The 13,660-nt window shown below is 44.7% G+C and carries 9 protein-coding genes; all 9 read right to left on the reverse strand.

The window, feature by feature from the left end; translation table 11 throughout:
- Positions 1 to 42 precede the first annotated feature (42 nt).
- Positions 43 to 588 carry an RNA polymerase sigma-70 factor gene (locus tag BN8899_RS07435; protein ID WP_065218935.1) on the reverse strand — a complete coding sequence of 182 codons (546 nt, stop codon included), beginning with the start codon at positions 586 to 588 and terminating at the stop codon, positions 43 to 45.
- Positions 589 to 798: 210 nt separating this feature from the next.
- Positions 799 to 1,953 (reverse strand): AAA family ATPase, encoded by a 1,155-nt coding sequence (locus tag BN8899_RS07440; RefSeq protein WP_065218936.1) that lies wholly within the window; start codon positions 1,951 to 1,953, stop codon positions 799 to 801.
- A 157-nt stretch (positions 1,954 to 2,110) separates the two neighbouring features.
- Positions 2,111 to 3,763: a metallopeptidase TldD-related protein gene (locus BN8899_RS07445; protein ID WP_065218937.1), complete on the reverse strand. Its 1,653-nt coding sequence runs from the start codon at positions 3,761 to 3,763 to the stop codon at positions 2,111 to 2,113.
- 85 nt (positions 3,764 to 3,848) lie between these two features.
- Positions 3,849 to 5,549 carry a TldD/PmbA family protein gene (locus BN8899_RS07450; protein WP_065218938.1) on the reverse strand — a complete coding sequence of 567 codons (1,701 nt, stop codon included), beginning with the start codon at positions 5,547 to 5,549 and terminating at the stop codon, positions 3,849 to 3,851.
- 479 nt (positions 5,550 to 6,028) lie between these two features.
- Positions 6,029 to 7,261 (reverse strand): alpha/beta hydrolase family protein, encoded by a 1,233-nt coding sequence (locus BN8899_RS07455; protein ID WP_231932291.1) that lies wholly within the window; start codon positions 7,259 to 7,261, stop codon positions 6,029 to 6,031.
- Positions 7,262 to 7,818: 557 nt separating this feature from the next.
- Positions 7,819 to 9,903: a thioredoxin family protein gene (locus BN8899_RS07460; RefSeq protein ID WP_065218940.1), complete on the reverse strand. Its 2,085-nt coding sequence runs from the start codon at positions 9,901 to 9,903 to the stop codon at positions 7,819 to 7,821.
- Positions 9,904 to 9,933: 30 nt separating this feature from the next.
- Entirely contained in the window at positions 9,934 to 11,031 is a 1,098-nt protein-coding gene (locus tag BN8899_RS07465; protein ID WP_018338895.1) for a thioredoxin family protein, read from the reverse strand.
- A 124-nt stretch (positions 11,032 to 11,155) separates the two neighbouring features.
- Positions 11,156 to 12,052 carry a hypothetical protein gene (locus BN8899_RS07470; RefSeq protein WP_065218941.1) on the reverse strand — a complete coding sequence of 299 codons (897 nt, stop codon included), beginning with the start codon at positions 12,050 to 12,052 and terminating at the stop codon, positions 11,156 to 11,158.
- Positions 12,053 to 12,054: 2 nt separating this feature from the next.
- Positions 12,055 to 13,650, reverse strand: coding sequence for a RagB/SusD family nutrient uptake outer membrane protein (locus tag BN8899_RS07475; protein ID WP_065218942.1), 1,596 nt, complete (start codon positions 13,648 to 13,650; stop codon positions 12,055 to 12,057).
- Between the last annotated feature and the right edge of the window lie 10 nt (positions 13,651 to 13,660).

The raw sequence follows: 13,660 nt of genomic DNA on the forward strand, positions 1-13,660 counted from the left end.
AAAAAGAAAAATACAAAAAAAATTACGCCAAAAACACAAATATCACTTAATCAGCATTATAATAAGAAACAAATCCATTCGTTCGGCAAAACGCTCCCGCAAATGCTTTATCCCGTTTTTCAATAACGTTTTCACAGTATTTATAGAAATTCCCAACAAATCCGCCACCTCCTGGTATTTCATCCCTCGAAAAAACACGCCTCTAATAATTTCCCGGGTCTGTTCCGGCAGCCGGTCTATTTCGCTTTCCACTTCTTGAATCAACGCGTCATTCAACTTCATCATCTCTTCCTCTACCACCTCTTCCCGAAGCAAATCCAACCGATCGCGCTGCACATCTTTTTTCTTCAATCGATTCAGGCAATTATTCTTTACCGAACGAAATAAATAAGTCTTCATGACCTCATCCCGGACTTTCTGGTATGTTTTGTCCTTCCAGAAATTCACAAACACTTCCTGCACCACATCTTCCGCTTCCTCTTCCGCTGTCACAAAACTCAAGGCGTAGAGAAACATCGGCTTCGAGAACTCTTTAAAAATTTGCTCGAACCTGTACTCCTGAATCTTTCTATTTACTGATTCCGCCATGATCCTATTACTTTACATCCCGGACTAACGCATATACGTTTCTATACCTTCTTAACACAAAACTACAACTTTTCTCACCAATCGCAAGTATCCACGATAAAAAATCTCTCCCATCCCCGAAATTCCCTCACATCCGACCATAAATAACAATAAGTTACTAGAATATATCATCAAACAAGTAAAAGCATCTTTGTGCTAAAAACATAGAAGCTAAAGACTATATCCCGTTCCGTAAGCTTCTGCTAACCAAAGTCCAAAGAAACGATCATTAACATAATAGAATACACCTTCCTTGGTCACAAATTCTTTCTCAAGCAATTGTTTTACCGCTGATTGCACGGAACTCGGGGAATGTAAGCCATGTTTCTTGATAAATTCCGTTGAAGTTATTTCTGTGGCTTTACCTTCTTTAGCCATAGCAAATAATACCTCTTTTTGTCTTTCAGACAACATAGTCACCATACTCTGGTAAACGGTCTTGTTTGACTCTACCGTAGAGTGCAATAACTGATCGGCAAGTGCTATTGTCATATCTTCACCTCGCTCCAATTGCTCGTAAAAACGATTGAACAATACCTGCATATACCAGGTGTGACCTTCCAACAAGCCATATACCCGTTCTATACATTCGTCGGAGATCTTTTTACCCGCTTTGTTAAAATGATAATGAACAAATGCCTTGTAACGTTCCAGCGTTATTGCTTCAAGATTTAGAAGAGACGCACTCTGGTAAAACGGTCGCGATGCTGAAAAAAACATATTCTGCATCATGTGTCGTTGGCTACCGGAAAATATAAAATTAGCATTTTTACACTTCTGAATATAGGTACGCAACATGGCTTCTACATTCCTTTCCGGATATTTAGCGATTTGCTGGAATTCGTCAATAGCCACGATACAACGTTTATCCGCTTTTTCCAAATACCTGAAAATCTCTTCAAGAGACAACTCCGGTTGTCTGATATCTCCAATCCCTATATCAAAAACAGGCTGACCGCTTACCGTATCCAACTTAAACGCCGGACGCAATGAACTTATAATGGTAAAGAATTGCTCGACAAATTTCTTTCCCTTAGGCTTGAGCGTTTCAAAAATATGTTTGCCAAAAGCAAACACAAACTCTTTTAATGTACCAGTAGCATAAATATCGATAAAAAACGTGTGGAACTCTTCTTGTGTTCGTTTATAATGAAAACAATGTTCTATCAGCCCGGTCTTACCCATACGCCGTGGAGACACAATTACCATATTGCGTTCATTAAAAAAAGCCCGTGTAAGTTCATCGCTCTCAACCTCCCGGTCACAAAAATATTCAGCAGAAACATACCCGCTAATCACAAATGGATTCCTGATCTTTGCTTTCATTATCAGATTATCTAATTTTCAATTATTGCAAATATAATAATTGCAAATCAAATAATCGCCCCTGTTCAAATAAAAATCATTCTCACGATAGACCATAAAAAATTGGCTCGCTTCACGGCGAGCCAATATCCTGTGTTCTAAATATCTTATGTAATGACTATTTCTGCAACGGGAAAGTCAATACTTGTTCTTTGTCTTTCTTCACGTCAGACTTGTTGATTTCGATGTTCTCCACTAAAATAGAAGAGGGATAAATCATAGAAGACAACACTTCACCATTAAAAATATAGTTACTTACATTTTCCTTGCTGGAAATTCCTAACATACGTTTCAAGTTAGGTAACGTGAATCCGGTTACATCCCCGAAACGCACTTGAGTCTCACTTCCGTCTTTCAAATCTACCCGATAGATACGAGAAGCCTTTCCGGCAAGACTGCGTACAATATAAGCATATTTCAAACCTTCCTCTTTGGCAGCTTTAATCAAAGCACTCTTCATCTTCTCCGGCTTGGTTCCCTTGTCTGCTTTGATATGTATTGTTCCGGGAGCCAAATTAAAAGCACCGTTCCGAGAAGACAGGGAGAAGCGCAAACTACCGGTTGATTCGGGAGCTTTCACAGCCGGAACGTTTCCGTTCAACATACCCTTGAAAATACCGTTTTCAACTAAAGTCACCTCTTTTGGCGGGACAACACCTTCCGCGTCAATCGTGTAAGCCCCTAACAAAGAAGTTCCGTTATACTTATCCAAAGAAGAATAATTCTTGATTGTCAAACGAGAATCTACAATCTTCATTCCCATGCGGTCATTCAAAGTTTTCATTGCCTGCACTTGATCCGTGTCGGGCTTACGATAAGCGAAAAGAGCCCCTTTCTTCAACAAATTAGACATGAAAACGGTTGAACAAGCCCCACCTTCAAATAAAACCGGTCCCCCATAATATTCCGTGATGACCGGAGCATTCTTCAATTTAATCAAATTCTCGGCAAATGCCTTCACTCCCTTTTTCAAATCCTCCATCGAGGGCAAATCCCCCGGGCAAGCCACCAGGACAGAGTAAGTATCATCGATACGAATACCATCCTCCGTAACGACATAAGCAGAAGCATACAAATTAGTATATCTCATCGGTTCTTTCAAAACCACGCCATCCGTCGTCATCTTGTAAATCTCGATATCCGAACCGTTAATCACCACGGAAGAATTAAATATATCCTTGTATTCCTTAAACATCGCGGACAACTCTTTTGCCACATTCTCCAACGCAGGAAGATCCACCGAGTAAGCATTCTTCGCATTCTCGATCCGGGTAACAGGCTCAACCCGTTGACGATCTTTCAAATCTGCCTCTTCCGGCTTTCTCGGGTTAGCTTTCAAATAAGACTCTTTCGCGTTAGCTGCCTGTAAAGACCATTTATACATGATATCCGATCCCATCCAATAATTTCTGCGCATAACGTCATAATCGACATTTGCCGGCATTGGCAATTGTGCAGCCGCAAACCCGTAAATAAAATCACTGTTATGGTCATCATTACCCAAAAACATTTGCACCGCACCCTGGGAATTCCAAGGAGTCTCATAAGCATTCACTATACCTCCCAAAGAAGCACGAACTTCAAAACTACGGTAACGACCTAAAGTATAAGAAAGATAATAAGGTTTTTGCATCCCCGGCAACACCAACTGTTCCTTGTTCCGTTGCATCTCATCCTGCATAGCTTTGAAAATCACCCGATCCTGGTCATTTTGCGCGGCAAGCGGCGCAACAAGCAGGAAAAACAATAATATCGATAATATATATTTCATTTCAATTTTAGATTTTAAATTTTAGATTTACGACACACTCCCCCTCTCTCGCAAATCATCATTTTCAATTTTCAATTCTCCACTTTCAATTATTTCCCGGTGCCGGCAAAATAGGAGGCAAATCCATTGATTTCTGGCGACGTTGCGTCTCTATCTTGTTCACTAGGATCATCGGGGAACTTGCCGTAACAGGCACCCAACCGGATTCCGCTCCACACTCACCCGTGAATACGCTCGGGGTATCGCCACCACATACAATGTTAGAGAACATGGATAGCGGGGTACCGATCAAATCCACTCCGCGAACCAACTCATCGGGGCGTCCGTCAACATATACCCGAAATACTTCCAACGGGGTCACGTTAAAGGAGTTCAAGCTACCGCCTTCTCCGGTCAACGTGAAACCGCTCGTTACTTCTTTGAAATAATAACCATAATCTTTCCCTTGTTTTTTAGCCTCTTCGATCAGCATCTGGCGCAATTCGGCTTCCGTTTTCGGGGCTATTGTTTCCACTACCAGATTAGACTGACGCGATACAGGATCACCACCACCGGAAGTACGGGCGTGTCCGTTCGTGCTAGGGAACCCATCCAAAGGCACGCGGCTCATCAAAAACTCTCTCAAGATACCGTCTTTCACCACATCCACGCGGCGGGCTTTCATACCTTGGTCGTCATATAAATAGAATCCGTTCAACTCTTCACCTGCATAGCTACGCAAGGTCGGGTCACAATATACTTGGAATTCCTTCGGCAATACATACTCGCCCACCATCTTTTTGAAAGTCTGTCCACCTGATTTCAAACGGTGCCCCTCGATACGGTGACCAAAGATTTCATGGAAGAAAACACCACTTGCAGGACCTGACAACAAAGCCGGACCCGTATAAGGATCAACCACCGGGGCTGTCCGTAACACTCTCAACCGTTCGATCATCTTCTTTGCGTCCGCGATCATCACGTCCGTACCCGGAAGATCTTTCAACTCGTAAGCAAAATAAGACATATTCAACGGTAACTCCATACCATCATCGGCTTTCATGGAAGCACTGATAATGATGCGGGCATACGTGCGGTTTTGCACCACTTCCGTACCTTCCGTGTTCACGAAATAAGTCCGTAACACGCGGAAATTCAAGCTGGCATCTCCCGATTGCAACAAAGGCTCACTCTTGAACGCGGCAGAAACTTCATTTAATTTCTTTTCCCAAGCTTCTTTATCAATCGCTTGTTTTTCAGCGGGGATCGGAGCCTCGTAATATTTCTCTACCGGGGCTTCGGAGAAAGAAGGCGCCTTATCCTCGTCGGCAACACTTACTTTGCTTTGAGTCTTTGCTTGCTGGTAAGCTTCCACGGCGAAATTATAACGTTGAATTACCTCGTACCAGATAGCCTGGCGAGTTGCATCCAACCCGTTCTCGTCATCCAATCCCAGGTAAGCCATCCGGTAATTCCCATTCCGGTCTGGTTCTGCACCCATGGCGTTATATTTAAAGTTATCCAAGTTTACATCCCCTACACGTATTTGCGGTACTAAAGAACGCACGTGTTGTTCCTGTGAACGCATAGTAGCCCCGAAAGCACTGGAGATACTCACCGTGCGATCATCCATGACACGGAAATTCATGTGGTAAGGAGGATTCTCCTGTTTTTGCAGCTCTTGCATATCGGCTGCCAACTCTTCTTTCAATAGCTGCAACAACTTATCCTGCGCTTGTGCATACGTCTTTTGGACGGCAAACAGCGAAAGGACGCAACTAATAATAATTAATCCTAATTTTTTCATCTTTAATTGTTTTAATCATTTCCTTAAAAGTTCTTTGAAGAACACGCACTATTTTTGTAACAGCAAATTTAAACTTCTCATTTTGTTATTCAAAAGGATTCTACATTAATTCTTTGTTAATTCTTTATCTTTTTAGTATATACCTAGAACAATTCATTTTTAACATTTCGATAAATAACAAGATGCAATCTTAAACGCAACCAACAATACACGTCAAAACTCTCGAAATTATAATCCTACTTGAAACAAATCGTTTCAAAACTCTTGGCAAATCGTCACTCTCAAAGTTCGATAAGTCAACAACAGATAAATTCAAAACATTTGTTGACAAAAGTTTTCTTAATTCTATCGTTTACACCACTTCATCATTATTAGATAAACCTTTATTTCTCTAACAAAAAGATAATAACATAATGATGACTTTTCACTCAATAAACGAAAATTCTATGTCACAAACAATACATCCTATAAAAATATTCTTATTCTACCTTCTCGTTATCAACGACTGTCAGTTCGGCACTAAAAATCATACGCTTATCCGCTCTTTCGTCAATAGAACGAGCGATGTTTTTCAATGTTCTTTTCACCTTACCGTTAAATATCTGATTCCCGTTGTAAAATATTTTCACGGGTTGCTCGAGGTCGATCAATTCGTCATTCAACCGGATTGTCAACCGCTTGTAATCGTTTTTCAATATCGTGAAAGTATTTCCCTCTTTTTCCACTATTGCCACCATCCCGTGCTTTGCCTCCTTCGGGTCAACGCTTAACCAATAGAGAGAAGGCATCACCACCTCCTCCTGCCTCCATACCACTTTCGTCGGGTAGGGATTGCGACGGAACTTTGCCATCCAGGGAATGGCAACACGGTCTTCCTGATCCATCCAGTGTCCTTTTCCTTTCACGATATGGGTTTCGTGAATATACCCGTCCGGGTCAGCCGCGTGTAACGAATCCATCACCAAACCTTTCACTGCTGCCAGTTTATTGCGGTCATAAGCGGCATCGTTCTCGCCCATCCAGATCATGAAAGGAACGTTCCTCAAATTCACCTGGGAAGCCTCTCCCGGATGTCCCGCCATCATGGAGGCCGCCGCCCAACGGTCTGCCATGCGGGGTGCCATACGCCACACGCCGTCACCACCAGCCGAATATCCCAACAAATATACCTTATCCGGGTTCACGTCCATCATCACCACTGCCGTCTGTATCAACGCGTCAAAAAACTCATCCAAACCCGGTTTGAACCACATATTCCAGTCATCCCAGGGTGCCCGGGGTGCCACGTAAACGCCCTCCTCCGGTTGGTACAATTGGATTTGGTTTTTCCATTGTTGCGTGTTCAAAGCTTCCGGGGCATTTCCCCCGCCATGCATAGAAATATAAAGACTTCTGCCGTCTTCCGGTTTCTCGCCGAATAATTTGCAATCGAAAGGCATCTGCAAGGCTTCCCGCTTGAAACACTTCAATCCCCACATTCGCTTGTAAGTCGCCTTGATCTCTTTCAACTTCTCCTCGAATAATAAATCCGCCATTTCCTTTGCGTTCTCCCGGGTCAACGCCTTCTCGTAAATAGCCAGTTTATCCAATGGTTTCCGGGCATCCGCCTCTTTTCCCAACCACGTTTTTAAAGCTTTTACCTGAGAAAAAGCAGTAAACGGATTTCCCAAGAATACACCTCCAAGCAATAAAATATAAACAGTTTTCATCATTTTCAAACAGTAAAAATACTATATAACACAACTTATTCCCGAGTCTATCTCCCTCACGAGTAAACCCGAAATTCGTGCTAAAAATAATGAAATTACGCACAAAACCCAATCTTTTAAGGGGAGAATAAGGAGTTCCTCTCATTTTACTCATGCTTCACTCACGTGTCAAAAACGCTCCCGAAGGTCTTTGCACCGAAGTTGATCCGAAATTGTACCGAAATTAATTTAGGATTACCTCCTTATTTCCCTAGGTTCACATGGGATTTTCTCCAAATCCCGATCACGTGCAAGCTAGGCTAATTTTATAAACACAAAAAAGGAGGTGTGTCAAAACACACCTCCTGGTCCATAAGGTCCATAAAGTCGAACCTTCGGTTCTGAAAGTTTATAAAGTCAAAAAATTATACAGATTATTGATTATCAATGCGATCATCTATAACATTTGTAAGATTCCGACCTTACGACTTTATGGACTTTTCAACCTTATAGACCCGAGGGTGTGTTTTGACACCCTCCGGATATGTTATTCACGACATTAAATTGAAGGAAAGCGATTTCTATTTCAAGTTAAGAAATTTTTTATACCACTCTATATATTGAGGATCTGTAAGAGAATCCACAATCTCTTTTCCCCACGCGTTCCACTCTTCCGTTCTCCCCGGCTCCATCGCGAGGATATTCGCATATAAATCCGCAAAGGGGATCCCTTCCGCCTTCATGCCCTTGCTCGCTTTCTTGTAGTCCTTAACGCTACAAACTTTATTCTTGAATAACTTGACAATATTTGCCAAACCGATCAATTGTCCGGCATCCTGCAACTTATTCTGCTTGATGAATTGTATCATCCTATCTACATCCTCGACAGAAGTTCTCGCCTTTGCGTTATAAAGGACTTGATTCAGGTCCGAATTAATCTGGTAGGTTACCAGCTCGTCCACTTTCTCGGCACCCAATTTCTCGCGAAATTCCTGAATATTCGAGAACAAATAATTCTTCATATCCGAAGTGATCATAGAGAATCGAGGGTGATACAACACCCAGAATTCGGGAGAAACCCTCTGCTCGTCGTCAAGCGCGGCGAATAATTCCACGGCTACCAGCGAAGTTCTCGGGCTAGATATTTTGCCCAACGCCGTCAAATATTTCACCATGAATTCAGGTGAGCGATCTCCCATGTTATACCTCATCTCAAGCACCCCAACGGCTTTATTATCATCGAAAGTTTCGTTCATCTGCTTAACGAAATCACCTTGCATGAGATTCGTCATCCGGTGGCGTACATCCCCGTCTTTATCGAGCACGACAACCACGTTGGGCACGACGACGCCGTACCTCCTGGCAAGTTTCGGACCTTCGCCTTCCCCGACGTGAATCTTATAGTTTATAAAGAGCCTGTTCAGGTAATCTCCCACGTCTTTCCGGGAGAATAATTTTTCATTTATGAGCCGAGAGGTTTGACCATCATTGTGGAAATACAGGCACACACACCTGCCCTCGAGAGAACTACGTTCCAAGACATCTTTCAGTGATGGCAGATCTTCCCAATACACGCCGTCATCTCCCGACATTCTCTTGGATGTTAACCCGATTTTCATAATTCCTTCTTTAACCACCTCGTCTTTCACGGCTTCCTGAGCCCGTAAAGCGATCTCCCCGAGTCTTCTTGTCTGTTCTTTGCCATTGGCAAGCGAGATGAACAATTTCGCAGCCTCGAATATCGTTCTTTTTTCCGAATCCTCCCACACGTTCAAATTGGCCTCAAGGATGTCCAGGTAACCTTTCTCGTCGTAATTTTTCCGGGCTTCAGCCAATTCGGCCATTTTCAAAAGAGCTTCTTTGCGGGGAACATCGTTGTTTTCAAGCAAGTTTTTAATGGCCGGGATTTTCTCGTACTTCTTGGCGGGCAACTGGTAGACAATCATCATGTTCAATTCTGTTATGAAGGAATTGTAAATCAACTTGCCGACCTCTTCCGTCCCCACTTCTTTCTCGAAATAATCCCGGTTGGCGCAAACGAACTTCATCTCCTCGCCATCCACGGATTGTGCCCTCGAGCGTAACAATGGCCAATAAGTGGAGTTTAGTTTGTCTTTCTCTGAAAGCTTTCCCCAAAGCTCGTCGCCCACGGTTTGAGCCTTCACCACCTCGCCGGAAATGGAGAGCAATCTCCAGTACGCCATTTGTTCCGCCAGATCCAATTTCCCCGCCTGGTATGACGCCTCGTACTCGGCAATGCTGTTCGCTTGCAGGCCGCACTCGACATTCTCGATCAACTCCTTGAGCGACATTGCCCCGACGATTTTATGCATTAATTTGCCATCGGGATTGATAATCAAGAAGGTGGGATACGCGTCGACCCCATACTGTTTGCCTATGACCGGACCTTCGCCTTTCTCCATGTCTGTCTTCACGCAGACGAAGTTCTTGTTGAAATAGTCACCGGCAGCCTCCTGCGTGAAGACCTCGTTCGCCATCATTCTACAGGGACCGCACCACGACGTGTAGCAATCCAAGAACACAGGTTTATTTTCCGCTTTCGCTTTCTCCCGGGCTTTCTCTAAAGACAATTCCTGGAAATTCGTTTGGGCGAAAAGCGCCAGGGAACACAATAGTCCCACAAATACCGATAATACTCTTTTCATCTCTTTCTTTTTATAATATTAATTCTATTTCTATTTTTTAGTTTCTGCAAGCATATTCCTCAGTCCCGCCCGCAAGGGGTTGTGGTCGGTGTGCTCGTAAGTGTACTCGTGTATTTTCAACACCCGCTGACGCTGCTCTTCCGTCCCGACATTCGCGAGATAGATGGTCACGGGGAAATAAAACCACACCAAGTTTTTGCCTTCTATTTTCGGAAATTCTTTCTCACACAACACGAGTAGTTTCTCTACTTTTTTCTCGTTCTCCTTATCCGCCCAAGCGGCACGCAGTGCCTGTGCCAAGGCGACGTAAACGTCAAGACGCGAGCGGGAATTAAAATGATGCGGCTTCATTTGCTTCACCAGTTTATCCAACCCGTCCATCTTTTCCCGACCGCGGAGCATATCTCTCAATTTCATCTCAAAAGCCACCGAAATTCTTTCCAGCAGTTTTTCTTCGCCCATGCTTTCGCGGAATTGGTCGAAATGCGCGAACAGGAAATCCATCGCTTCCGAGCCCACGGGGGAGAGTTGTTCATTATCGTAAATATACCAGTATTGCCTGTCCGATTTCCCGGCATCCGGAAGCGCCTTGAACAACTCCGCGCGCACTTCCTGTGCCTCCGTCATCATCTGGGCTTTCAAGAGCTCCTGCAAATAATGGTTCAGGAAGGAAGCTTCCCTGTTGCCTCCCGCGTATTGCTTTCCCAAGTTGGCAAGCGAAGCAGACATCGCCTCCGTCACCATTTTTTTGAATTCCAATGGATCGAGCGTGGCACCAACGATTTGATTCTCCAAACCCTGGTCCGTGTTTAGCAGCAGGAATGTCGGGTATGCCTGAACGTTGAATTTTTGGGCAAGTGCCTTGCCGTCATCCTCCGCACCCGTGTCATACTTCACGCACACGAAACGCTCGTTCATAAACTCGCCCAGCTGCACATTCGGGAAAACATCGGCAGCCATCATTTTGCAAGGACCGCACCAGGACGTGTAAAGGTCCACAAAAACCATTTTCCCTTCCGCTTTCGCCCTCTCGCACGCTTCATTCAAGGTCAATTTCCTGAAATTCGTCTGCCCGAAAGCCAGCACAGAACACAGGATTCCCACGTAAATTAATAAGATTTTCTTCATTTCAGTCGATTTAAATTATACAATACAAAACATTCTTTTCCGTTGTCATGGACACGTGTCGCCCGCGGGAAGAGTACCCGGATCTCTTCCCGCAACAGCAACACGCTGTAAATAAATCAAAAATCTATATTGACACTCCTATTTCCCTCAATACCGACACGATGATCCTATACTTCGTCATCACGGCGTCAAACGCCCCGTAAGTCGCTTCAAACTCTTCCGGCGTGGAGGCAAATATCGCACTTATATACATGCCGACATCCTGGGTTTCCGTGGGCATGTTACCATAATCATAAGGATTCGGATCTTTCAAGAACCCGACAGCCCGCGGATCGGAGAAGCCGTACCGATTATAAAAATACCAACCGGCACAACCATACAAATCAGCCTGCGCGTAGCAACCGCGAGTCGTCTGGTAAAATGCGGCCAGTTCCTCGGTATAAGCAGCAACCGGCGTAGCAAGAAGCGCATTCAGTACCGCACTTTTCATGCTCAACCGTTCCGCCCCACTCATATTTTTCAACTCGGGGACACGGGAGATCAACACGGTGTTCAATCCCTTGAATGCCTCATTACTTATTGTCGTATTATAGGATGCTAAAGATTTCAAGAACAGGATACTGCGAATTTTTATGCTCCCGGGCAACAGCGGCACGATTTCTTTCCGCAAAAATTCAAGCCCGTCAACGACATACTCCTTGGGACACAACTCATACGCGTAAAACGGGTTTGGCGTTGCCGTTCCCCCCAGGGCCGATGCGCCGAATTGCAATACCTCGTAGTGTGTATAGGAATTTCCCCAGTTGTCGACACGGGTTTCTTGCCCGATCGTATCGTTATAGAAGACGGGAATTCCCGTTTCCACGTAAAATTGATAAATCGCCCCGTCCACCGGATCATCCGAATCCTCAATCGTGAACCAATCTTTGCCCAAGTTGGAAGGCGTCAAATCATCTTCCTTGTCACACGCAATGAACAGCACGGACAAGAATAACATATAAAGGAATCTATTCTTTCTCATAATCAATTTCTTTGAAGTTCTCTATTCGGGCGGATCTCGTTCTGAAGTTCTCCCCGGTTAAATTCGATGGCATAGTTCGGGATCGGGATTATCCAAGCCGCACGGTCTTTCGCGTAAGCATTCAACTCGTAGTAACCGTCCTCGTACCAAGTCTGAGAATTTGCTTCGTAAGCATTATTCCGGTGACGAATCGTGAAATTATCCGGAAGAGGACGTATGCTGTTGACGGCATAGCGACGCAGGTCAAACCAACGATGCCCCTCGAAACAAAGTTCCCGGCGGCGTTCTTCACGGATGAAATCGATCAACGCTCCCCCCGTTTCCGTCACCGCGGGAGCTGCAGCGAAGCGTTTGGAACGCAACTTTTCCAACTCGGTTTTCGCGTCCCCGTCCCGGGTCAACATCGCCAAAGCCTCCGCCTTGTTCAAGATCACTTCCGGCAAACGAATCAAGAAATCCGCCCCGATTTCATCTTCATCGTTATAATTCGTCCAAGTCTTGTATTTATCGGGAATAAACGCGTGCAAAGAGTTTTTGAAGAAAGCGGTTCTACGCAAATCCCCATCGGCATAACAAGCCAACAAATCCTCGGACACCTGGTAGGAAAGCGACTGATTTTGTTGCACGTAATTTCCATTTTGCAGTACCCAGGCCGTCGAGTAATTCAAGAATGTTCCAGCCACGGCATTCCCCCCTTGCGTGAAAATGGTTTCGGGGGATGTCCAGGAAATCACGTTTTGCCCGGCAGTCCAACCGTTTAAATCCATCACCGAATACGTCCCCGCCATGACCTCGTCGGCCGCGGCAATACATTCCTCGTATTTTTCCATGTAGAGATACACTCTTGACAGCAGAGCGTTGGCAGCGACTTCCCCGACCCGTAATGTCGAAGAAGGCGTAATCCCTTTCAAACAAACGACAGCACGCTCAAGATCCTTGACAATCTGCACGTACACCGCTTCCACCGAACTACGGCTAAAATATTTATCCTCGATGTGTTCCGTGACCTTCAAGGGCACGCCGGCATCCCGGGACGCGGTGACTTTATTATAAGGCATCCCGTAAATATTCACCAGCAGGAAGTAATAACCTGCCCGCAAGAAACGCGCTTCACCTTCCACCCGGTTCAACAATTCGAGGTCCTCTTCTTTTGAACGGAATTCGTCCGCCATGTAAATGATGGAGTTCAACACCCCTATACTCTTGTAAAACCGTTCCCAATCGTTATCTCTGTACTGGGCATTCTCCAGCGTCACAAAGGGGTCGGAAGCCCAATGGTAAAAAGAACCGAGCACGTTACGCGGGTAATTTGAAGTAGAAGGCAATCCTCCCACCACGACTTCTTCCGCGTCATCATCCATCACGTGCAGCCACGGGTAATTCATGCCAAGCCCACTACTAAAGCCCATCGTCTCCTGAGTATTGGAGCTGATATTCGGCGTTTGCATGAAACATTCGCCACGAAGCAACTCGTCCAAATCCTGTGCAGTGGTCGCGTAACGCTGGTTCTGCGAAAATTCCTCCAAGAAATCACCACAAGCACCAAGCCCAAAAGCCAGTACACTGAATAATATATAAATTAAAACTCCTTTTTTCATCGCTCAAATT

The sequence above is a fragment of the Butyricimonas sp. Marseille-P2440 genome (assembly GCF_900091675.1).
GTDB lineage: Bacteria > Bacteroidota > Bacteroidia > Bacteroidales > Marinifilaceae > Butyricimonas > Butyricimonas synergistica.